Below are 21,093 nucleotides of genomic sequence, written 5' to 3'. Positions count from 1 at the left end.
TTTTTATGTTAAAAAAACGGAATAATAAATATTCCAAGCACTAATGAAACGACACCGATACCCATCGCCCAAGCTCCCAAGCCCTGAGCACCTCTTCTTCTTGCGATATAGCCGACAATAATACCGGCAGCTCCCAATAAAACAGGCAGTACAAACAATGAAATAATGGACAAGGCTAACGCAATATATCCCATTCCCCGTCCTTCATTGACATTGCCGCCGCTGCGGTCATTGTCTCGATCATTGTTGCGATCAGCAGTACGGAAAGGCTCTGCGATTTCTGCAGCCGTTTCCTCAAAAAAACCATCATTGTCGCGGGTAATATTTGTTCCTTCAGAACCATGGTCAACATAGTAGCTGTTGTTGTCACGTTTTTCGTAATCTGCCACCTTCAATTCCCCCTTCTGTTTTATTAAAGGAGCTTTTATAGTTTGAACCATTTTACCCGTTTCATGTTTGCTAAACTTTTCTGGTAATGTTAATTGTTTATGTTACACTTGAAAGGATGAAACTGAAGGAGTGTGGGCATGTTACGCTTAGGAATAGATATTGACGGCACAATCACGGCTCAGGATACATTCGTCCCTTATTTGAACCGCTCGTTTAATCTTTCCATTTCATTAGAAGATATGACGGATTATGATTTGACAAAGCTGTTAAACATTACGCAGGAAGAATTTTGGGATTGGATGAATCAAAATGAAGCGATCATATATAAGGAAGCAATGCTTGCGCAGCACGCAAAACAGTCACTTGACCTCCTCAAAGAGGAGCACAAGCTTATTTATATTACAGCGAGGCGAACTCATTTAACTGATATTACCTATGAATGGTTTGACAGACAAAACATTCATTTCGACCATATCGAACTCGTTGGCGGCCATCATAAAGTTGAGGCAGTCAAAAATCATAACATCGACTTGTTTTTCGAGGATCATCACGGAAACGCAATGATGATTGCGAAAGAAGCCGATATACCGGTGATTTTATTCAATTCCCCTTATAATCAGCTTCCAATTGATTCGAACATCATCAGAGTCAGCAACTGGCTGGAAGCCGTTCAATGGATGAACAAAAACAAACATCATTTGATACGTGTCAATAACTGAAAAAGGAGCCCAGGGCTCCTTTTTCTCATATATACAATTACGCAGTCGTGTTTTCTTGATTTTCCGCTGTACAATCAGGGCATGTGCCGTAAATCTCAAATTTATGCCCGCTGACCTCATAGCCATCTAAATCATCATAAAGCTTGTCCATCGGACATGACTCAATTTCCTTTGTTTTGCCGCAGGCAAGACAAATAAAGTGATGGTGATGATGAGTAAACGAACACTTAAATCGGAAGAGCTTTTCACCAGACAGCTCAGTTGTTTCCAAAATGCCTAGTTCTTCATACAAAGAAAGGTTTCTGTAGATTGTATCAAAGCTTAAGCCGGGATAATCATCATTTAATGCAGACAGTACGTTTTTAGCGGTAAGATACCTGTCTGAATCAGCAAAAAGCTGCAGCATATCTTCCCGTTTATTTGTATATTTATACCCATTTTCTTTCAGTAGGTTCAACGCTTCTTGTACGTTCATGAAGGGTCCCCCTTTTCACTTTGCTTAAGAACACATGTATGAAAAAGAAAATGGCAGCTGTCTGACCAGCAAGCCATTTTCTTTACCGCAGATAAAATTATACCCATAAAATGAATAAAAGTAAATGAAAGCCTAGTGGATTGCGTTTTTGAATTTCCCGCCTCTCGTTTCATGGGTATTCATAATGGTAATGAAAGCGTTATGATCAACTTCAAACACGATCGTTTTAAGCTTTGTCACTTCCAGTCTAGTGACAACCGCGTAAATCACGTCCTTTTCTTCGTCAGTATATCCGCCTTTCCCCTTCAGCTTGGTTGTTCCTCGACCGAGACGGTGCAAAATCGCGTCGGAAATCTCATCATACTGATCTGACACAATAATGACAGCTTTTGTTTCATCAAGCCCTTGGATCACGGCATCAATGGTTTTCATCGCAATATAATAAGTCATGAAAGAGTACATTGCTTGCTCAGGACCGAACACAAACCCAGCCCAAATGAAAATGAATACATTGATGAGCATAACGAACTCACCTACTGAAAACGGCAGCTTTTTCGTCAGTAAAATCCCGAGAATTTCCGTACCATCCATTGAACCTCCGTTTCGAATAACGAGTCCGACGCCAAAGCCGAGTAAAAGACCGCCGAAAACAGTCGCCAAAATAGGTTGGTTTGTAATGGCTTCTACATGGTGAAGCGAGGATTCAATAACGGCAAGCCCGACAATCCCAATCATCGTAGAGACTAGGAAGGTCTTACCAATATATTTATAACCGAAGATCATAAAAGGAATATTTAAAATGACAACAAATATAGCGAAATTCAAAACGGGAGTTGACATGAAGAGATGGTCTAAAATAAGTGATACACCGATGATTCCGCCATCAATAAAATGATTGGGGATTAAAAATAATTCGATACTAACAGCCGCAGATGCAGCTCCTGCCAGAATCATGAAGACCCTGAACATAAAGTGGAAAAACGTTTCTCTCTTATGCTGTTTTGTTGGGGTCATAAAATCTCCTCTCCTGCAATAACTATTTTAAATATATTATAAATCTATTTTACCATTAAACACTGACACATTTTGATGATTTGCCCATACATTAAGTTTGGAGGTGGAATGGTCGATGATTTTATTTCAAAGAATTATTTTGCAGCGACTTAATCAGGCTACTGCTGACGATTTGCTGAAGTACTCAACACAATACGGAATCAGCCTAACAAGACCGCAGGCCATTGAAGTAGCAAACCTGTTATACGGGAAAAATGTGAACATCTTTAATGAAAATGAACGAATGCGGCTGCTGAAACAAGTAGAGGCAATTACATCAAAAGAAACAGCGCAAACCGTTAATGAACTATTCAAACAATTTACAAGCTAAAAAATGGGGGAGCTATCCCCCATTTTTTATTGCTGTAAAATCTTTTCGAGCAATGTGTCATCAAATTTTTTTTCTTTCAGCATGTCAATCTCAAAGCGGTATGGCGGTTTTTTATTCTTTTTATCTTCACCGACATACGGTGTTTCAAGGATTTTTGGAATGTCTTTTAACTGCTCATGATGAACAACATATTGCAGTGCGTCAAATCCGATTTCACCAAAGCCGATGTTTTCATGTCGGTCTTTTCTTGCGCCTTTGACATTTTTGCTGTCATTAATATGGAGCACTTTAATACGGTCAATGCCAACGATTTTATCGAACTCATTCAGCACTCCGTCAAAGTCTTCGACAATCTGATATCCGGCATCATGTGTATGGCACGTGTCAAAGCATACTGACAAAAGCTCATTGTGTGTAACGCCATCAATAATCTGTGCAAGCTCCTCAAAGCTTCTGCCGCACTCTGATCCTTTTCCTGCCATTGTTTCTAATGCAATCTGGACATTTTGATTCGGATCAATTACTTCATTTAAGCCTTCAATAATTTTTTTGATGCCTGCTTCAGCTCCCGCTCCTACGTGAGCGCCCGGGTGAAGCACAATCTGCTTCGCTCCGATGGCCGCTGTCCGTTCAATTTCAGAACGAAGAAAGTCGACACCCAGCTCAAAAGTGGACGGGTTTGTCGTGTTGCCAATATTAATAATATAAGGCGCATGTACGATAATCTCGTCAATTCCATTTTCTTGCATGTGTGTCCGGCCAGCTTCTATATTTAAATCTTCAATTTTCTTCCGGCGCGTATTTTGCGGTGCGCCTGTATAGATCATAAACGTGTTCGCCCCATAAGAGGCTGCTTCCTGGCTTGCAGCCAGAAGCATATGTTTCCCGCTCATAGAGACGTGTGAGCCTATTCTCAACAACAGGTTCCCCTACTTTCTTTTCTTAGATTGGTTTCTTCTCTGTTTTTTCTTGATTTTCTCCATCTCGTAGCTCATTTTCTTTTTATATCCAGGCTTAACCTTCTTCGGCTTTTTCACGAGACGATGCGCTATTTCATCCGCTTCATTCTGCGTTTTTTTGCGTTTTTTGCGGCGCTGGCGGTCATCGCCTTTTTTCCACTCGCCCTTTTCAAGCTCTAAGTAATCAAACTCGATGCCCATTTTCTCAAGTCTGGCTAATGCATCCTCATCAGAAAGCTCGTAAATGGTCATCGCTTGTCCTGATGAGCCGGCGCGAGCTGTTCTGCCCACACGGTGAACATAGAAATCGAGATCATCCGGCAGCTCATAGTTGATCACATGGCTGACACCTTTAATATCAATGCCTCGTGCGGCAAGGTCAGTTGCAATGACATAAGTGAATTCCAAATCATTAATCTGCTTCATGACTTTTTTCCGCTCTCGAGGCGTTAATCCGCCGTGCAGCAGCCCGATTTTCATGCCCTTGCCAGTCAGATATTGAGCGATATGATCAGCAGCGTTTTTCGTATTGGCAAACACAATGCCCAAGTATGGATTCAGATGAGACATGATGTCAAAAAGGAGCTTGTCCTTGTCACGATGTTTCGAAGGAATGAGAATATGCTCGATTTTCGCAGCAGTCACCTGTTTTGGCTCCACGTGGGCGTATTTTGGATTTTCCATATATTTCTTCAAAAATGGTTTCAGCTTTTCCGGAATGGTCGCTGAGAACACAAGCATCTGCAGGTCCTCAGGCATGCGGGAACCAATGTAATCTACATCCGCAATGAATCCCATGTCCAGCATTAAATCGGCTTCATCAATAACAAGGGATTCCGCTTTATGAACACTTAACGCCTGTTCTTTGATTAAATCGGCAATCCGACCGGGCGTACCGACGACAAGATGCGGCTGTGTCTTCAGTTTATCAATCGATTTTTGTTTATCTGTGCCTCCGATAAAACATTTCGAGCGAATCTGACTGCCTTCTTCACCCTCGGTGATTTTAAGTGCTTCCTGATGAATCTGGTTGGCAAGCTCTCTTGTCGGAGCCGTAATGACAGCCTGAACGACATCCTTAGCAGGATCGATTTTGTTTAATAATGGCAGTAAATAAGCGTGAGTCTTTCCGGTTCCCGTCTGTGACTGGCCGATGACGCTTTCTTTTTTTAACACTGCAGGAATCAGCCTTTTCTGAATATCAGTCGGTTCGTAAAAACCAAGGCGGTGTACTGCATCTATAATAAACGGTTTCAATTCATATACTTCAAATTTAGTTTCTTTCATTTTTCCCAGCTCCTTAAAGCGGCACATTATGTATCCATCATTACATTATACCCGATCTTGCTTAAAAACACCACGTTTGCAAGGCTTTTGTTTTATTCGGTTATGTAAAGCAAATCCGAAGCACATGCATATTCTAATAGCAGAGAGAGCTGAAAGGAGGTACAAGTATGTTTTCACCACAGCAGCCGATGAGAAATTACCCGCAGCCCGGACCGCCCCGCCCCATGCCAAATCAGCAAATGATGGGAAGAAGACCGCCTAATATGCGAAGACCTTCATTTGGACCGCAGCAGCAAGGTTTTCAGCAATCCGGACAATTTCTTCCTCAGGCAAATGCCGGGGCGAGAAATGGTGCGGGCGGAGGCATAAAAGGAATGCTGTCAAGGTTCTTACCCGGAGGAGGAGGCGCTGGCGGCGCCGGAGTTCCTGGAGCTGGCGCCGCAGCGAGCGGAGGCTCAAGTCTCCAAGGGATTCAAAATATCGCCAATCCTGCATCTTTATCCAGTATGCTCGGGAATGTGCAAAAAGTGCTCGGCATGGCGCAGCAAGTCACTCCCATGATCCAGCAGTACGGCCCGTTAGTCCGCAACCTGCCAGCAATGATGAAGCTGTACAGCCAATTAAGTAAAAGTGATGATACAGAGAGCAATGAGGAAAATGAAAAACAAACAGATTCGGAAGAAACCCCAGAAACAGAGAACGAGGCTGAAGTAAAGACCTCAGGCGGAAACAAAAAATCAAAACCAAAAAGTTCTTCTCTCCCCAAGAAATCAAAAAAACCTGACGGAGAAGAACACACATCAAAAACATCTGCCCCGAAGAAAAATGAAGCCGCCTCTCCTTCTTCAAAAAGAACATCAGGCAGTTCAAAGCCGAGATTATATATTTAACATTCTTTGATATCTGAAGTGAGATTGGCTATAATGAGATCAGAAGAATGCAAGAATAGAGCCGTTTGATTACGGCTTTTTATATTGCCTTTACTCACTTCAGTATTGGAGGACAACCGAAAATGGACGTAATTAAAATATCGCCGCGCGGCTATTGCTATGGCGTTGTTGATGCTATGGTTATTGCCAAGAACGCGTCACTTGATAAGAGCTTGCCAAGACCCATCTATATACTCGGGATGATTGTTCATAATAAACACGTCACTGATGCGTTTGAAGAGGAAGGAATCTTTACTTTAGACGGCGCTAATCGTCTGGATATCCTGAAGCAGGTTGACAAAGGAACTGTGATTTTTACTGCGCATGGTGTTTCTCCCGAGGTCAGAAAAATCGCCGACGAAAGAGGATTAGTCGCAATTGATGCTACATGTCCGGATGTGACGAAAACTCATAATTTAATTCTAGAGATGAAAGAAAAAGGATATCACGTAATCTACATCGGCAAAAAAGGGCATCCAGAGCCTGAAGGAGCCGTTGGCGTAGCCCCTGAGATCGTTCACTTAGTTGAAACAGAAGAAGATGTGAAAAATCTCGATATCCAAGCTGAGAAATTAATCGTGACCAATCAAACAACGATGTCTCAATGGGATGTTCACGACATTATGGAGCTTGTACAAGAGAAATATCCTCATGTCGAATATCACCAAGAGATTTGCCTCGCTACTCAGGTACGGCAAGAAGCTGTATCAGAACAGGCGAAAAAAGCGGATCTAACAATCGTTGTAGGCGACCCGAAGAGCAACAATTCAAATAGGCTCGCTCAAGTATCGGAGGAAATAGCAGGCACTAAAGCATACCGAATCGGCGACCTAAGCGAATTAAAGCTCGAATGGCTGAAAGGCGTTAATACCGTCGCTGTTACTGCGGGAGCTTCAACACCAACGCCGATCACAAAAGAAGTCATTCGCTTTTTGGAGCAGTTTGATCATGAAGATCCATCAACTTGGACAACTGAACACAGTGTACCGCTCAAAAAAATACTCCCGAAAGTAAAAGCAAAAAACTGAGGCTGTAAAAAGCCTCAGTTTTTTTTATAGAAATGCAAATGGATTTGTATCTGTTTCAGAAACAAAGATATTCACATCCAGTTTTTTATCATTGCACATGGATGTTAGTTTTCTCGTGACGCCTTCTTTCATAATTTTTTCCGCGTAATGGCCCGGATCAACAACATTCAGGCCAAGCATCATCGCATCATGGGCCACATGGAAGTATAAATCTCCTGTAACGTAAACATCGGCGCCCTTTCGTTTCGCATGATGAATATACTTGTTGCCATCCCCGCCAAGAACAGCCACCTTCTTCACCATGCTGTCAGCTTCACCCACCATTCTGACACCATTGACTTCAAGCTTGTCTTTCACAAATAAAGCGAATTCCTTGAGCGTCATCTCATTTTTAAGTGTTCCGACACGTCCAAGCCCTTTTTCAGCTGGAGACTGCTCGACAGGATAGATATCGTAAGCTACTTCTTCATATGGATGGCTTTTGATCATTGCATTTATAACAGCTTTTTCAATGCTTTTAGGAAACACAGTCTCCAGCCTAACTTCATGAACAAGCTCAAGCTCTCCCACTTCACCGATAAAAGGCTTAGCGCCGTCCAATGGCTTAAAGCTGCCGATTCCTTCAGACGAAAACGCACAATGGCTGTATTCGCCGATATGGCCGGCTCCCGCATTTCCGAGCGCCGCTCTGACCTGCTCTTCATATTCCTTCGGCACGTATACGGCCAGCTTTTTAAGAGGATCAGTATAAGTAGGCGCCAGCACCTCCGTCTCACTCAGCTCTAATGCTTCAGCAAGCAAATCATTCACGCCGCCGTCCGCAACGTCTAAATTTGTATGAGCTGCATAAACAGCGATATCATGCTTCATACACTTTTCAATTAACCTTCCGGCTGGCTGATCTGTTGAAATATGCTTTAGGGGCCTGAAAATAGGAGGATGGTGTGCGATAACCAAATCAACCTCTTTTTCAATGGCTTCATCGATAACGCTCTCCAACACATCAAGCGTAACCATTACATTTTTAATCGGTTTGTTTAAGGTGCCGATTTGCAAGCCGATTTTATCGCCTTCGACCGCATAGGCTTTCGGAGAAAATTGTTCAAACAGCTGGATGATCTGCTGCCCATTTACAGTTTTAGTCATGATCGATAACCTCCTTTAGCAACTCCATCCGATCGGAGAGCTCCTTTAATTTTTGTTTGTTTTGTTCTGTACCTGAAGCTCGGTTGATCTGTTTATAAATGCTTTCTGTATGCTGAAGCTCTTGTGTCCATTTTTTCAAAAATACAGGATTCTTTTCTTTTGCCAAGAAAGGGCCGACGAGCATTCCGGCTGATAAGGAAATACCGGCATAAGCCGAATCTCTGTCTCCCGCTTCGGCGACAAGCACCTCATAGCACTTTCCGTCCTCTTCAAGGATCACCTCATCTATCAGCGCATATCCTTCTTTATAAAGCCACTCCCTGATATGAACAGCATGAATATTCGGCTGTAAAATAAGCCGTTCCTTCCCTGTTAATTTGTCTTTACCCGCTTCTAAAATGTGCGCGATCAAAGATCCGCCCATTCCCGCAATCGTAATGGCATCGGCTTCACCTTTTTTAATGACTTCCAGGCCGTCTCCCTGCCTTACAGAAATGTGCGGGGCTAAGCCTGATTTTTCAACCTGTCGCTTGGCGGACAAAAACGGGCCGTCTGTTATTTCTCCGACAATTGCCCCGCTGGCTTTATGATTCAGCACCGCATAACAAGGAAGGTAAGCGTGGTCAGATCCGATATCGGCCATCACCGCTCCATTCGGTATGTACTCCGCTACTGTTTGCAATCGTTTCGATAATTTTAATTCGTTCACTTGTCATCACAACTTTTCTCAATCATTTTTTCCTTTTCTATCATATAAAAAATCAGCCCGGAATCCAAGCTGAGTGAATGATTTTCAGTGTTTTCTTTTGAGACGGCTCTGCACACGGCAGATAAAAATAAAAGGCTGTCGAGAATATCTCGGCGGCCTGAGAACGTATAAGGAGAAAGATAGATCTTTTATTTAATTTTTGACACCCACTCTGCCATATCATCCAGCTTATCGGGCGGAACAAGACCAGAAGGCATTCCATTACCGCCTTTTTCGATCTTGGTTTTAATGTCAGCGACATCTTTCTTATCGCCTACACCTTTTAAGCTCGGACCTGAAACACCTTCATAATTTTCACCATGGCACGCGATACAGTTTGCCTTGTAAATATCCTCAGGTGAAGCGTTTGCATCTTCTTTTTCAGCAGATTTGCTTTCTCCGCCGCTTGCAATCTCTCGAGAATCATCAAGCCCCTTTACTGCTAAAAAGAAAGTCAGACCAATACCTAAAACAGCGATCAGTAAAAATGGAATAAGCGGATTCCATTTCATTTCCCTTCCCCCTTTTTGATCCTTCCCCTATGTAAACACTTCTAATTCTAACTTAATTTTACAAAAAGTAAATGGATTGCTATACAAAATTTTTTTATTCACACTTTATACAAAATTGAATTGAAACATGCCTATTTCTCCGATATCTATTTTATTCTATTGTATAATGTATTGTATACGCTTACAATAGAAAATATGGATTCATATTTGAATTTTTTCACCACAATGTTCATTTGCAAATGACACCATTTTTCAGTAAAATAAAGGCATATTATCCATATATCTTTTTGATAAAAAAGAAGAACGGATCTACAAGACCCGTTCCATCTTATTCCAGGAAATCTTTCAAACGTTTACTTCTGCTAGGATGTCTAAGTTTCCGCAACGCTTTAGCTTCGATTTGTCGAATACGCTCTCTCGTTACTCCAAATACCTTGCCGACCTCTTCTAGTGTTCTTGTACGGCCGTCATCAAGACCAAATCGAAGACGCAATACATTTTCTTCACGATCAGTTAACGTATCAAGTACATCTTCCAGCTGCTCTTTCAACAGCTCATATGCGGCATGGTCTGAAGGTGAAGTTGCTTCTTGGTCTTCAATAAAATCACCAAGATGCGAGTCATCCTCTTCACCGATCGGTGTTTCCAGCGATACCGGCTCTTGTGCGATCTTTAAGATTTCGCGTACTTTTTCAGGTGTTAAATCCATATCTTCCGCAATTTCTTCAGGTGTCGGTTCTCTGCCTAAATCTTGCAGTAATTGACGCTGCACACGGATCAATTTATTAATGGTTTCAACCATATGAACGGGAATCCGGATCGTTCTCGCCTGATCGGCAATGGCGCGAGTAATCGCCTGTCTGATCCACCACGTAGCATACGTACTGAATTTATAACCTTTGCGGTAATCAAATTTTTCAACGGCTTTCATCAGACCCATGTTACCTTCTTGAATCAGGTCAAGGAACAGCATTCCGCGTCCGACATACCGTTTTGCGATACTGACAACAAGCCGCAGGTTCGCTTCAGCCAATCTGCGTTTAGATTCTTCATCACCTTCTTCAATCTTTTGAGCGTAGGCGATTTCTTCTTTTGCAGATAGAAGGTTAACCCGGCCGATTTCCTTTAGATACATCCGAACTGGGTCATTGATTTTGACACCCGGCGGTACACTTAGGTCATTAAGGTCAAATTCTTCTTCGGCTTTGGCAAGCTGCTGAATATTAGGATCTTCTGTTTCTTCATTCTCACTAATTAATTCAACACCTTGTTCACCTAAAAATTCATAATACTCATCCATTTGGTCTGATTCAATTTCAAAGCTGGACATACGCTCGGCAATTTCTTCATATGTCAAAACGCCACGTTTTTTACCAGACTCTGTTAATTGCTCTTTTACTTGATCGAATGTTAATTCTGTCTCGTGGGTTTGTTTATCAGCCATTATGGATCCCTCCTTCCAAAGCTTGCAACGAATTCTATAAGCGGTATGATTCTTATTCGGTCCATTCAGGCGTTTTCTATGTGAACTGCCTTTAATAATGTGCGAATAATGAAATGACAATTCATGATGAGGTCAAGCGATCTATTTGCTCCTCCGCAAGGAATCATTGCCAATAAACGCTTCTCACCAGTTTTTCCAGTTATTTTAAAGATCGGTTCAATGTAACGATTTCTTGAGCAAGAGAAGCAGCTCTTAAAAAATCTTTTTGCCTTTCGGCTTCGGCTCTTTCCGTCTCTTTTTCTTTTATCATTGACCAATTTCTGTGATTCAACACTTTTTTTACATAATCTGATAACTCGGCTTCACTGAGTTCTTGATTAATCTGAAGCATTAAAATATCAGACAAGAGCTGGCTTATATGATCATCCGTCACCCTGGCCATCAGATGCTGAGGCGTAAGCTCGGCTCCCTCCTCATAAAAAGCGTAAAGATAGGCGGCTAATGCGCGGTGCTCATCAATATTAAATTGAAAGCCTACCCGGTCAATCACTTTTTTAATGACGCTCCGATCTCGAAGCATGTGGGCGAGTAACAGCCTTTCTGCATTTTCATACGCCGGACGCAGACGTTTTTGCCTTGCCTTTGTGGTCAGATGCGCACGCCGTGTTTTCGTTTCACCGCCATTGTCAACAGGTTTGCTTTGCTTGCTGAAAACAGTCAGCTGCTCGGTTAAAGACTCCTGTGAAAGCGAAAACTCTGAAGCAAGCTGTTTTACATAGACTTCCTGCTCAAGCGATCCTTTAAGCGTGCTGATTTCTTTCAGTACAGCTTTAATGTAAGTCAGGCGATCGCCTTCATCGGACAGGTTCTTTCCTTTTCGGAAATATTGCATTTTGAACGCCATCACGGTGACACTGGCATCGATAATGTCGTTTTTGAATTTTCCCCCGCCGAACTTTTTGATGTAATCGTCAGGGTCCAATCCGTCAGGAATCATTGCAACTCTGACTTTGCAGCCTTTACTTTGGAGAAGCTCAGAAGCTTTTAAGGTGGCTTCATATCCGGCTTTATCAGAGTCGTAGCAAAGAATGATTTCTTCGACATTTCTTCTCAGGATCTTGACATGATCATCTGTCAGAGACGTTCCCATCGTGGCTATACTCTCTTTCACACCCGAGTTTACGGCCGATATGACATCGGCAAATCCCTCAAATAAGACCGCTCTTTCCTGCTTTCTGATATGAAGGCGGGCTTTATAAAAATTGTAAAGCAGTTTACTTTTATGAAAGAGCGGTGTTTCAGGACTGTTCATATACTTAGGCTGCTGGCTGCCAAGAGCCCTGCCTGAGAAAGCAACAACAGCTCCGTGATGATCATGGATCGGAAACATGACGCGGTTTCTGAAACGGTCAAAATATCCGCTCCCGTCTTCACGTCTGATCAGAAGACCCGCTCTTTCCATTTCCGCCTCACTATAGCCCCTCTTTACGAGAAACTTCGTGATGAAGTCCCAGGAATCAAGAGCATAGCCGATCTGAAATTCATCAATCAGCTCTTTCGTAAAACCCCTTGAAAGCAGATAATCCAGTGCCTCTTGACCTTCTTTTGTATTTATTAACAAATGATGGTAAAATTTCTTCAAGAGCTCATGAGCCTCTGCCATTTTTTGTTCTCCAGAAGATTCTGGCCGGGCTCCCGAATGAACTGTTATATCATCTGGAAAATCAATTTGGTATTTGTCAGCAAGGTGAGAAACCGCCTCAGCAAAAGAATAACCTTCCATCTGCCTTAAAAAAGAGAAAACATTGCCGCCCGCTCCGCAGCCAAAGCAATGAAAAATCTGTTTGTCGGGCGATACGGAAAACGAAGGTGTGCTTTCTCCATGAAAAGGACAGAGTCCAAAGTAGTTTCGGCCTTGCTTCTTTAATTGAACATAATCACCTATGACTTCAACGATATCTGCCGACTTTTGCACCTGATCCACAATTTCATCTGGTATCCGATTTCCCATCTTATAACACTCCGTCGTACATTATTCGATGCTTTAGTGCAAAATCCCTTCATCGTTCGACAGGATTTTTTGCAGCAGTGTAATAAATCGTTCTCGATCTTCTTTATTTAATTTTTTAGGCCCTTTGGCGTATATGCCTTTTTTTCTTTGTTTACCGGAAAAATGACGGCTCTCAAGAGCAAAATCAATCGTATCTTCTTTGTAAAGACGCCCTCTTTCCGACATAACTGAGACATTTCTGTTCAGTAGCAGGGATGCTAATCCGATGTCCTGCGTCACAACAATATCTCCCGTTTTTACGTGATTTGCGATATATAAATCAGCAGCTTCTTTATGAGGATCAACATACTTCCATATTTCTTCCTTGCTTCTGGAAAGCTGATAATGTTCAAATGAAGCGACAAAAAGAACTTGAACGTCATAATCGGATGCTGTTTGTAAAATTTCATCTTTTACCGGACAAGCGTCAGCATCGACAAAAATCGTCTTTTCTTGTTCATTAAGAAGAGTAATTCTCCATCCCTCCATTAAACTCCTGCATAAAAGCAAGCAAAATCGCACATCCTTTAGATCATTGCGGATGTATATGAATTTGTCGAAAAATTTCCGGGAGAAATTCTTGACATCTTACCCATAATAGTTTATTCGTATCACACGAACCTTAAACCTAAAATTAATCATTTTATCACAATTTTTTATTATAATACAAACTTCCCAAAGATGCTATTGTTTTTCATTATTCCCTTTTGGCATAGCCAAAAACCCAGGATAGAGCGTCCTGAGTTACATGTTTTTTGTTTTGAGATGATGAATAATATTCGCTGTTTCTTCAACCGCTTTATTTGAAACATCAACAACCTGGCATCCGATCCGGTCCACAATCTTTTCGAAATATTCCAGTTCCTCTTTGATTCTGTTGATATTTGCATAGATCGCTTTGTCATTAAGTCCGAGTGATTTTAACCGTTCTTTTCTGATATGATTCAGTTTATCCGGGCTGATCTTTAAACCGATGCATTTTTTCGGATCGACGTTAAAGAGTTCTTCCGGCGGGTCAACCTCAGGAACAATCGGAACATTGGCAACCTTCAGGCGCTTGTGGGCGAGATATTGAGACAGCGGTGTTTTAGACGTTCTCGATACGCCGATCAAAACGATATCAGCTTTTAAAATCCCTCTTGGATCCCGTCCATCATCGTATTTAACTGCAAACTCGATGGCCTCCACTTTTTTGAAATAGTCTTCATCAAGCTGGCGCACCCGCCCTGGTTCGTATTTCGCTGTTAAACCGTAGGCCGTTTCCATTTTATCAATTAACGGGCCGATAATATCATAATATAAAACATTTGCTTTTTCCGCTTCTGCAATCAAATATTCTCTTATTTCCGGCACCACGAGTGTAAAACAGATAATGCCGCCGTCTGCCGTGGCGAGTGAAATCACTTCATTGATCGTGCCTATATCTTCAACATAAGGAATTCTTCTGACATGTGTATCGTCCGCTGACCCGTTAAATTGGCTGAGTGCTGCTTTTACTACCAATTCAGCCGTTTCACCGACAGAATCTGATACGACATAGATGATGCGGTTATTCATATTATCCCCCCGTTAGTTTGCGATGTTATAGGATTTCATTTTCTGATAAACTGACAAGTATTTTTGTCATATTCGTTTTTGTCACTCTGCCGATCACTTCAAAGCCTTTATCGGTATCTTTGATAACAGGCAGTGCATCAATTTGTTTTTCTATCAAGTGCTTTGCAATGTCCATCACATAATCCTCGCGTCTGCACACCGTAATGTTCGGCATCCTTGTCATGATGATATGAACAGGGACAGATGTAAGCTCCTGCTGGCCAATGCTCGCTCTCAGCAAGTCTTTTCGTGAAAGCACACCGACTAAAACAGCATCGCGGTCCACCACAAACAGAGTACCTACATCTTCTAAAAACATGGTGCAAATCGCATCGTACACAGAAACGTTTTCGTGAATCACAACGGGGATAGATTGAAAGTCTTTCACCTGAAGCTTTTTGAGTTTATCTGCCAAAAGCTGGGTGCCGGTTTTCCCTGTGTAGAAATAACCGACTCTCGGGCGCGCCTCGAGGAATCCTGACATGGTGAGTATGGCTAAATCCGGACGCAATGTTGCCCTGGTTAAGTTCAGCTTTTCTGCAATATGCTCCCCTGTAATCGGCCCGTTTTCTTTTACAATCTGCAAAATATGTTCTTGCCGTTTATTTAGTTCGATCGTACTCACCACCTTTTCACTTCATATCTATGTAAAGAAATAATAATCCATATTATATCGTAAATATCTTGTAATCAAACAAAAAAACTTATAAATGGGGAAAAGACGATTACCGATCACACAGCAACCGCCTTTTCTATCTTTATTTTACAATAAGGGCATTCATATTCGCAAAGGACTTGATCTCATCCGCCAAGCTTATCATTTGCGCTAAACGGTTTGCCTTTAATGTCTCGTTATGTGCTATAACCATTGTATGGTCGAAGTAAGCATCGATTGGTTCTTTTAAGGCTGCAAGTGAAGCAAGCGCCGCTTCGTAATCTTTTTTGCTGAAGTTTTCCTGCAGGTTTTGCTTCGCTGTTTGGTAGGCATCAAACAGGTTTGCTTCGTATTCATTTTCAAACAGATCAGGCTGAATGTCTCCGCGGACTCCTTTTTTGCTGATAGAGATGACTCGGCCTAATGCTTCCGCTGTTTCCTTAAAGCCTGGTGCACCAAGCTTTTGTTCCAGCACTTGTGCTTTATGCAGCGCTGAGTACGGCTCAAGCTTAGAGCTTTCCAGCACGGCGTCGATGACATCGTGTCTGATTTGTTCAGCATTCAAGACATATTTCAGACGCTGAGTGAAGAAATCCAGCAGTTCATTTTCTTTTTCCGTTTGTACGAAAGTAAGCAGCTCTTCAAACGAAATTCCCCAGTTGCGGTCAAGAAGAATCGCAACAATACCGCTCGCTTGGCGGCGCAAGCCGTAAGGATCCTGTGAACCAGTCGGAATTACGCCGATAGAGAAGAATGAAGCGATTGTATCCAGCTTATCCGCCATTGCTACAACAGCTCCGGTGAAAGTAGAAGGCGTTTCTCCGCCTGCTGATCTAGGCATATAGTGTTCGTTTACTGCCGCAGCCACAGCTTCATCTTCTCCAAGCATTTTCGCATACTTTTCACCCATAATTCCTTGAAGCTCAGGGAATTCGTATATCATATGTGTGACAAGATCGAATTTAGAAATTTCAGCAGCCCGCTTCACATGTTTTAATGTATCTTCATCAGCCTGAAGACGGACGGCAAGCTTCTCTGCGATTGCAGTGACTCTTCTGACCTTATCAGCAAGAGAACCAAGCTCTTCATGGAAAACAATGTTTTCAAGCTTCTTCACATTTGCATCAATGTTTAATTTCTGATCTTCCTTGTAGAAGAATGAAGCATCAGATAAACGCGCGCGCAGCACTTTTTCATTGCCACGGGCTACATTTTCGATCGCGTGGCTGTTTCCATTTCGGACTGTGATAAAGTGAGGCAGCAAATCACCGTTTTTGTCTTTGACAGGGAAGTAGCGCTGATGCTCTTTCATTGTCGTGACAAGCACTTCCTCAGGAATTGTCAGAAACTCAGATTCAAATGAACCGTAAAGAGCTGTCGGGTATTCTACTAAATGATTCACTTCATCAAGAAGGTCTTCGTCTACTGGAATGTTCCAATTGTTTTCTGCTGCCATCGCTTCCAGCTGAGATTGAATCATATGTTTCCGGATGTTAGGGTCAGCGATGACATGCTGTTCTTTCAGCTGCTCTTCATAGGAAGAAGGTGATTCAATCGACACTTCATGTCCGAGGAAACGGTGTCCCTGTGTTGTCCGGCCAGACTCAACGTTTGTGATCGAAAATGGAATGACATCCTGTCCAAATAAAGCGGCAATCCATTTGATTGGCCGGATATAACGCAAATCTTCATTTCCCCAACGCATGTTTTTCGGGAAGTGCAAGCTCGTAACCAAACCGCTCAGTTCCGGCAGAAGCGACTTCGTTTCTTGTCCGGCTTGGAATTTTTGCACAAATACATACTCTGTGCCTTTTACTTCTTTGATGTACAGATCTTTCACGTCTGCGCCTTGGCCTTTTGAAAAGCCGATTGCCGCTTTTGTCCAGTTCCCGTCTGCATCAAGAGCAATTTTTTTCGCTGGCCCTTTTGCTTCTTCTTTTATATCATCCTGCTTTTCTGCTACATCCTTTACGAATACAGCTAGACGTCTAGGTGTATTGAAGAGCTTCACTTCACCGTGAGTGATATTTTTTTCTTTCAGCCAGCCTGTCAGCTTCTCTCCAAGCTGAACCATGCTGTCATTTAAAAAGCGCGCCGGCATTTCCTCTAATCCAATCTCTAAAAATAAATCCTGTTTACTCATGAGAAGCACCCTCCCCTTTAAGCATTGGGAACCCTAGTTTTTCTCGTTCCTCATAATAGGTTTTTGCTACTTTTCTCGCTAAATTCCGCACTCTTGCGATATAGCCTGTCCGCTCGGTAACTGAGATCGCACCTTTGGCGTCAAGCAGGTTGAAGGTGTGCGAGCATTTTAGCACATAGTCATATGCTGGATGAACAAGCCCGTTATCCATTTGTTTGATCGCTTCTTTTTCATACGTGCTGAACAATTGGAACAGCATATCGACGTCTGACGTTTCAAACGTATAAACGGAATGCTCGTATTCCGCCATCATGAATAAATCTTTTACTGTGAACCCTGACGTCCATTCCAAGTCGAACACATTCTCTTTATCCTGGATATAAGACGCGAGACGCTCAATTCCGTACGTAATCTCTACAGAAACTGGCTTACACTCTAGTCCTCCGACCTGCTGGAAATACGTAAATTGTGTAATTTCCATTCCGTCAAGCCATACTTCCCAACCAAGACCCGCGCAGCCTAAAGACGGGTTCTCCCAGTTGTCTTCAACAAAGCGAATATCATGTTCAAGCGGATCAATTCCAAGAGCGCGCAAGGAATCTAAATACAGCTCTTGAATGTTATCAGGAGACGGTTTAATAATGACCTGGAACTGATGATGCTGATACAGTCTGTTCGGGTTCTCCCCGTAGCGGCCATCGGCAGGCCGTCTGGAAGGCTCTACATAAGCCACTTTCCACGGCTCAGGGCCGATACTGCGCAAAAATGTATACGGGCTCATCGTGCCGGCCCCTTTTTCTACATCGTAAGCCTGCATAAGCACACAGCCCTGACTGGACCAATGCTGCTGCAAGGTTAGAATCATGTCTTGAATGTTCATTTCAAGCACCTCCACTTTACTTTTCCTTATCAGATGACTGCGGCGGCAACCAAAAAACTCCCGTCTCTATGCTTGCCAGCCGCAAACATAGGGACGAGAGTTCTCCCGCGGTTCCACCCTAGTTGCTGAGATCAAAATCCCAGCCTCTTTTTTTAAAATTGCTCAAGAATGCCTTTCGTTGCGTGCTCATCCTTAGCTTACACCGCCCTAAGGTCGCTTTCATGAGGTAAACGCAAGTACTTCTTTCTCTCACTGCAACATATTTTATAATAAATGATAATATAAAAAGATGGACCAGATGTCAACTTTTGTTTTCACCCATAAGATGTTTCATGCTCTCCATTTGATCTAAAAAGCGCTTTGATTTTAAATATAACCCTGAGTATTCTTCATAATATAAATCAATCACTTGCTTCAATTCAGCTTTTGTTTCCTGTTTTAAGGAGACATTGCCCAGCCTTGATAGATCGAAGTAATAAAACAGTCTCAACAGCCTTGCCGTTTGCGGTTTAATCGGAACCCTGTAAGGATCTTTTTCAAAACAGCGGTGGCAAATAAAACCGTTATCACGGATAGAAAAATGAAAGCTCCCATCCTGGCTTTTACAATGCACACAGTGATTGAGCTCGGGATACAGCCCCATGACACCGAGCATTTTCATTTGAACGATAAAGATGATAACATCCGGGTCTGTTCCTTCGTTCAGCTGTTTAAGCGATTCTAAAATAAATTCAAACAAATAAGGGTTTGGCTTTTTTTCTTCAGTGCCTCTGTCGACTAACTCGGTAATATATGCAGCATATGCTGTTAAAAACAAATCTTCCCTGATGCCTCTCATGCTGAGGATCATTTCACCCTGCTGAAGTGTTCCGAGGCCGGTTGTTTTTTGCATTAAGAATGAACCATACAAAAAGGGCTGGCTGACTGCTGATAAACGGCTGTTCGTTTTTTTGGCGCCTCTTGCCATAACACCTACTTTTCCGTGTTCTCTTGTCAGTAAAGTAACGATTTTATTCGTCTCTCCGTAATCATTTGTGCGAAGAACGATTCCTTCACATTTTGTCAGCATTTCCGCACCTTCCTAAAGCAGGAGCGGCCAAGAGGTTTATAAAATTGGATAATCAAATCGGGCTAGCTCATCTTCTAGTTCTTCGGGTCTTTCTATGTTCTCTTTTTCCAGTTCTTTAAAAAGAAGATACGTATCAACATTTCCTGTTTGAGAAAATACGTTCCAGGTAAAATTCAACACAAGAAACCCACCTTTCTGTAGTTAAACTAGCTTACCTAAACTCCAAATTCTTACCTTTATCTTGACCAGATGTCCTCCATTTCATGTTAAACAAAATTTGTTAATGTATCCCTGATCCTGTGAGATAATGACACAGCTAGAGATTAATATTCATCCTCTTTAAAGCCAAAATCGCGCAGCTGGGACATTTTATTACGCCAGTCTTTCTGCACTTTGACCCATAATTCAAGGTAGACACGGGAGCCTAACAATGCTTCAATATCCGCTCTCGCTCTTTTTCCGACCTCTTTCAGCAGGCTGCCTTTTTTCCCGATCACAATGCCTTTCTGGGAATCCCGTTCGACCACAATCGTCGCCGCTACGTGTACAGAACCATTGTCCTGCCCTTTGATTGATTCGATGGCCACCGCAATGCTGTGCGGGATCTCTTCTCTTGTCAAATGCAGCACTTTTTCCCTGATGAGTTCGGAAATGATAAAGCGCTCCGGGTGGTCGGTTACCTGGTCACTCGGATAGAATTGCGGTCCTTCCGGCAAATACGCTTCAATCTGAGTGAGCAATGTTTCGATATTATTTCCTTCTAGAGCAGAAATCGGAACAACTTCCTTAAAAGGATAACGCCCGCGGTATTCGTCAATTAACAGTAGCAACTGATCGGGATGAATTTTGTCAATTTTGTTTACGATTAAAAATACAGGCGTGGACATATTCTGCAATTTCTCAATGATGAATTCGTCGCCCTTCCCGTAGCCTTCCTCGGCGTTGATCATAAACAAGACCAAATCGACTTCTTTTAATGTATTTTGCGCCACTTTCATCATAAAGTCCCCAAGCTTATGCTTAGGCTTATGAATCCCTGGTGTGTCAATAAAGATGGTTTGTGATGCACCTGTCGTCAGAACTCCTTGCACCTTGTTTCTCGTCGTTTGGGGCTTATCGCTCATGATAGCGATTTTTTGTCCAATGACTCTGTTCAAAAATGTAGACTTTCCAACGTTTGGTCTTCCAATAATAGATACAAATCCTGATTTAAAGCTTTCGTTCGTCATGTAAATCCTCCGATGAAAATGCGCCTGGCAATAATTCTTCCACAGTCATTTCTTTTATTTGTCCTTGTAAATTAGTCATCACGACAATAACGTCCTTTGTGCAAAGCTCAGAAATCACCTGGCGGCATGCTCCGCACGGAGATACCGGACCAGGGGTGTCAGCCGCAACGGCCAGCATCTGAAACTCTGTATCCCCTTCAGAAACAGCTTTAAATAAAGCGGTACGCTCAGCGCAATTGCACATGCTGTATGCCGCGTTCTCGATGTTGCAGCCTCTGTACACTTTTCCATCTTTGGTAAGAAGAGCGGCTCCGACTTGAAACTTGGAATACGGCACATACGCCATATCACGTGCTTTTAATGCTTCTGTTATCAATTCCTGTCTGTTCATGTGTACATGTTCCTCTCTTACCTATAAAATGGTACCGCTATCACTTTATATTTTACATA

The 21,093-nt window shown here is 42.5% G+C and carries 23 protein-coding genes; 4 read left to right on the top strand and 19 right to left on the bottom strand.

The window, feature by feature from the left end; genetic code table 11:
• Positions 1–8: 8 nt before the first annotated feature.
• The gene (locus ACMX2I_RS08495; RefSeq protein WP_414956684.1) at positions 9–395 is read right to left on the bottom strand and encodes a DUF308 domain-containing protein; all 387 of its coding nucleotides are present in this window, start codon (positions 393–395) and stop codon (positions 9–11) included.
• A gap of 132 nt (positions 396–527) precedes the next feature.
• On the opposite strand from ACMX2I_RS08495, the gene ACMX2I_RS08490 reads away from it, so the two are divergent.
• On the top strand, positions 528–1,109 hold the full coding sequence (locus tag ACMX2I_RS08490; RefSeq protein WP_087990738.1) for a hypothetical protein: 582 nt from the start codon (positions 528–530) through the stop codon (positions 1,107–1,109).
• A 37-nt stretch (positions 1,110–1,146) separates the two neighbouring features.
• On the opposite strand, the gene zur is transcribed toward ACMX2I_RS08490, so the two are convergent.
• Together zur and ACMX2I_RS08480 are read right to left on the bottom strand one after the other, a co-directional pair.
• Positions 1,147–1,584, bottom strand: coding sequence for a zinc uptake transcriptional repressor Zur (gene zur / locus ACMX2I_RS08485; RefSeq protein ID WP_087990739.1), 438 nt, complete (start codon positions 1,582–1,584; stop codon positions 1,147–1,149).
• A gap of 132 nt (positions 1,585–1,716) precedes the next feature.
• A complete protein-coding gene (locus ACMX2I_RS08480) occupies positions 1,717–2,598 on the bottom strand; it encodes a YitT family protein (protein ID WP_414956683.1) in 882 nt (293 codons plus the stop codon).
• A 115-nt stretch (positions 2,599–2,713) separates the two neighbouring features.
• On the opposite strand from ACMX2I_RS08480, the gene ACMX2I_RS08475 reads away from it, so the two are divergent.
• A complete protein-coding gene (locus ACMX2I_RS08475; RefSeq protein WP_414956682.1) occupies positions 2,714–2,968 on the top strand; it encodes a DUF2624 domain-containing protein in 255 nt (84 codons plus the stop codon).
• 26 nt (positions 2,969–2,994) lie between these two features.
• Here the strand turns inward: ACMX2I_RS08475 and ACMX2I_RS08470 are convergent, their stop codons facing one another.
• Positions 2,995–3,888, bottom strand: a complete 894-nt coding sequence (locus ACMX2I_RS08470; protein ID WP_414956681.1) for a deoxyribonuclease IV — start codon at positions 3,886–3,888, stop codon at positions 2,995–2,997.
• 9 nt (positions 3,889–3,897) lie between these two features.
• Positions 3,898–5,214, bottom strand: a complete 1,317-nt coding sequence (gene cshB, locus ACMX2I_RS08465) for a DEAD-box ATP-dependent RNA helicase CshB (protein ID WP_087990742.1) — start codon at positions 5,212–5,214, stop codon at positions 3,898–3,900.
• A gap of 167 nt (positions 5,215–5,381) precedes the next feature.
• On the opposite strand from cshB, the gene vrrA reads away from it, so the two are divergent.
• On the top strand, positions 5,382–6,104 hold the full coding sequence (vrrA, locus tag ACMX2I_RS08460) for a VrrA/YqfQ family protein (protein ID WP_087990743.1): 723 nt from the start codon (positions 5,382–5,384) through the stop codon (positions 6,102–6,104).
• A gap of 122 nt (positions 6,105–6,226) precedes the next feature.
• On the top strand, positions 6,227–7,171 hold the full coding sequence (locus ACMX2I_RS08455; protein WP_087990744.1) for a 4-hydroxy-3-methylbut-2-enyl diphosphate reductase: 945 nt from the start codon (positions 6,227–6,229) through the stop codon (positions 7,169–7,171).
• A gap of 24 nt (positions 7,172–7,195) precedes the next feature.
• On the opposite strand, the gene ACMX2I_RS08450 is transcribed toward ACMX2I_RS08455, so the two are convergent.
• The 14 genes from ACMX2I_RS08450 to ACMX2I_RS08385 form a co-directional block, all read right to left on the bottom strand.
• Positions 7,196–8,317, bottom strand: coding sequence for a Nif3-like dinuclear metal center hexameric protein (locus tag ACMX2I_RS08450; RefSeq protein WP_087990745.1), 1,122 nt, complete (start codon positions 8,315–8,317; stop codon positions 7,196–7,198).
• Positions 8,310–8,960, bottom strand: coding sequence for a tRNA (adenine(22)-N(1))-methyltransferase TrmK (trmK, locus tag ACMX2I_RS08445; RefSeq protein WP_394716048.1), 651 nt, complete (start codon positions 8,958–8,960; stop codon positions 8,310–8,312). Before trmK ends, ACMX2I_RS08450 begins: the two co-directional genes overlap by 8 nt.
• A gap of 254 nt (positions 8,961–9,214) precedes the next feature.
• Positions 9,215–9,577 carry a cytochrome c550 gene (cccA, locus tag ACMX2I_RS08440; protein ID WP_087990746.1) on the bottom strand — a complete coding sequence of 121 codons (363 nt, stop codon included), beginning with the start codon at positions 9,575–9,577 and terminating at the stop codon, positions 9,215–9,217.
• 328 nt (positions 9,578–9,905) lie between these two features.
• Positions 9,906–11,021 (bottom strand): RNA polymerase sigma factor RpoD, encoded by a 1,116-nt coding sequence (rpoD, locus tag ACMX2I_RS08435; protein ID WP_003226225.1) that lies wholly within the window; start codon positions 11,019–11,021, stop codon positions 9,906–9,908.
• 199 nt (positions 11,022–11,220) lie between these two features.
• Positions 11,221–13,032 (bottom strand): DNA primase, encoded by a 1,812-nt coding sequence (gene dnaG / locus ACMX2I_RS08430; protein WP_414956680.1) that lies wholly within the window; start codon positions 13,030–13,032, stop codon positions 11,221–11,223.
• Positions 13,033–13,065: 33 nt separating this feature from the next.
• The gene (locus tag ACMX2I_RS08425; protein ID WP_087990748.1) at positions 13,066–13,560 is read right to left on the bottom strand and encodes a YaiI/YqxD family protein; all 495 of its coding nucleotides are present in this window, start codon (positions 13,558–13,560) and stop codon (positions 13,066–13,068) included.
• A 255-nt stretch (positions 13,561–13,815) separates the two neighbouring features.
• Complete coding sequence (locus ACMX2I_RS08420; RefSeq protein WP_148962082.1) at positions 13,816–14,628, bottom strand: pyruvate, water dikinase regulatory protein; 813 nt, start codon at positions 14,626–14,628, stop codon at positions 13,816–13,818.
• 25 nt (positions 14,629–14,653) lie between these two features.
• A complete protein-coding gene (gene ccpN, locus ACMX2I_RS08415) occupies positions 14,654–15,292 on the bottom strand; it encodes a transcriptional regulator CcpN (RefSeq protein ID WP_003237058.1) in 639 nt (212 codons plus the stop codon).
• Between the two features lie 133 nt (positions 15,293–15,425).
• Entirely contained in the window at positions 15,426–17,465 is a 2,040-nt protein-coding gene (glyS, locus tag ACMX2I_RS08410; protein ID WP_333516575.1) for a glycine--tRNA ligase subunit beta, read from the bottom strand.
• The gene (gene glyQ, locus ACMX2I_RS08405; RefSeq protein WP_087990751.1) at positions 17,458–18,345 is read right to left on the bottom strand and encodes a glycine--tRNA ligase subunit alpha; all 888 of its coding nucleotides are present in this window, start codon (positions 18,343–18,345) and stop codon (positions 17,458–17,460) included. The genes glyS and glyQ overlap by 8 nt, the downstream gene beginning before the upstream one ends.
• Before the next feature lie 301 nt (positions 18,346–18,646).
• The gene (gene recO, locus ACMX2I_RS08400; protein ID WP_087990752.1) at positions 18,647–19,414 is read right to left on the bottom strand and encodes a DNA repair protein RecO; all 768 of its coding nucleotides are present in this window, start codon (positions 19,412–19,414) and stop codon (positions 18,647–18,649) included.
• A 36-nt stretch (positions 19,415–19,450) separates the two neighbouring features.
• The gene (locus ACMX2I_RS08395; protein WP_087990753.1) at positions 19,451–19,594 is read right to left on the bottom strand and encodes a YqzL family protein; all 144 of its coding nucleotides are present in this window, start codon (positions 19,592–19,594) and stop codon (positions 19,451–19,453) included.
• A 143-nt stretch (positions 19,595–19,737) separates the two neighbouring features.
• Complete coding sequence (gene era, locus ACMX2I_RS08390; RefSeq protein WP_414956679.1) at positions 19,738–20,643, bottom strand: GTPase Era; 906 nt, start codon at positions 20,641–20,643, stop codon at positions 19,738–19,740.
• A complete protein-coding gene (locus ACMX2I_RS08385; RefSeq protein ID WP_010330699.1) occupies positions 20,624–21,034 on the bottom strand; it encodes a cytidine deaminase in 411 nt (136 codons plus the stop codon). The genes era and ACMX2I_RS08385 overlap by 20 nt, the downstream gene beginning before the upstream one ends.
• Between the last annotated feature and the right edge of the window lie 59 nt (positions 21,035–21,093).

This window comes from Bacillus sp. SW14, from assembly GCF_047608225.1.
Classification (GTDB): domain Bacteria; phylum Bacillota; class Bacilli; order Bacillales; family Bacillaceae; genus Bacillus; species Bacillus subtilis_G.
This window is presented reverse-complemented; position numbering and strand designations above follow the sequence as displayed.

What these genes read in the sequence shown, in the direction of transcription:
- vrrA (WP_087990743.1), top strand. Translation starts at nt 5,382, where the DNA reads ATGTTTTCACCACAGCAGCCGATGAGAAATTACCCGCAGCCCGGACCG.
- dnaG (WP_414956680.1), bottom strand. Translation starts at nt 13,032, where the DNA reads ATGGGAAATCGGATACCAGATGAAATTGTGGATCAGGTGCAAAAGTCG.
- ACMX2I_RS08490 (WP_087990738.1), top strand. Translation starts at nt 528, where the DNA reads ATGTTACGCTTAGGAATAGATATTGACGGCACAATCACGGCTCAGGAT.
- zur (WP_087990739.1), bottom strand. Translation starts at nt 1,584, where the DNA reads ATGAACGTACAAGAAGCGTTGAACCTACTGAAAGAAAATGGGTATAAA.
- ACMX2I_RS08425 (WP_087990748.1), bottom strand. Translation starts at nt 13,560, where the DNA reads ATGGAGGGATGGAGAATTACTCTTCTTAATGAACAAGAAAAGACGATT.
- cccA (WP_087990746.1), bottom strand. Translation starts at nt 9,577, where the DNA reads ATGAAATGGAATCCGCTTATTCCATTTTTACTGATCGCTGTTTTAGGT.
- ACMX2I_RS08455 (WP_087990744.1), top strand. Translation starts at nt 6,227, where the DNA reads ATGGACGTAATTAAAATATCGCCGCGCGGCTATTGCTATGGCGTTGTT.
- ACMX2I_RS08450 (WP_087990745.1), bottom strand. Translation starts at nt 8,317, where the DNA reads ATGACTAAAACTGTAAATGGGCAGCAGATCATCCAGCTGTTTGAACAA.
- ACMX2I_RS08420 (WP_148962082.1), bottom strand. Translation starts at nt 14,628, where the DNA reads ATGAATAACCGCATCATCTATGTCGTATCAGATTCTGTCGGTGAAACG.
- recO (WP_087990752.1), bottom strand. Translation starts at nt 19,414, where the DNA reads ATGCTGACAAAATGTGAAGGAATCGTTCTTCGCACAAATGATTACGGA.
- ACMX2I_RS08480 (WP_414956683.1), bottom strand. Translation starts at nt 2,598, where the DNA reads ATGACCCCAACAAAACAGCATAAGAGAGAAACGTTTTTCCACTTTATG.
- era (WP_414956679.1), bottom strand. Translation starts at nt 20,643, where the DNA reads ATGACGAACGAAAGCTTTAAATCAGGATTTGTATCTATTATTGGAAGA.
- ACMX2I_RS08385 (WP_010330699.1), bottom strand. Translation starts at nt 21,034, where the DNA reads ATGAACAGACAGGAATTGATAACAGAAGCATTAAAAGCACGTGATATG.
- cshB (WP_087990742.1), bottom strand. Translation starts at nt 5,214, where the DNA reads ATGAAAGAAACTAAATTTGAAGTATATGAATTGAAACCGTTTATTATA.
- ACMX2I_RS08475 (WP_414956682.1), top strand. Translation starts at nt 2,714, where the DNA reads ATGATTTTATTTCAAAGAATTATTTTGCAGCGACTTAATCAGGCTACT.
- glyS (WP_333516575.1), bottom strand. Translation starts at nt 17,465, where the DNA reads ATGAGTAAACAGGATTTATTTTTAGAGATTGGATTAGAGGAAATGCCG.
- rpoD (WP_003226225.1), bottom strand. Translation starts at nt 11,021, where the DNA reads ATGGCTGATAAACAAACCCACGAGACAGAATTAACATTCGATCAAGTA.
- glyQ (WP_087990751.1), bottom strand. Translation starts at nt 18,345, where the DNA reads ATGAACATTCAAGACATGATTCTAACCTTGCAGCAGCATTGGTCCAGT.
- trmK (WP_394716048.1), bottom strand. Translation starts at nt 8,960, where the DNA reads ATGGCCGATATCGGATCTGACCACGCTTACCTTCCTTGTTATGCGGTG.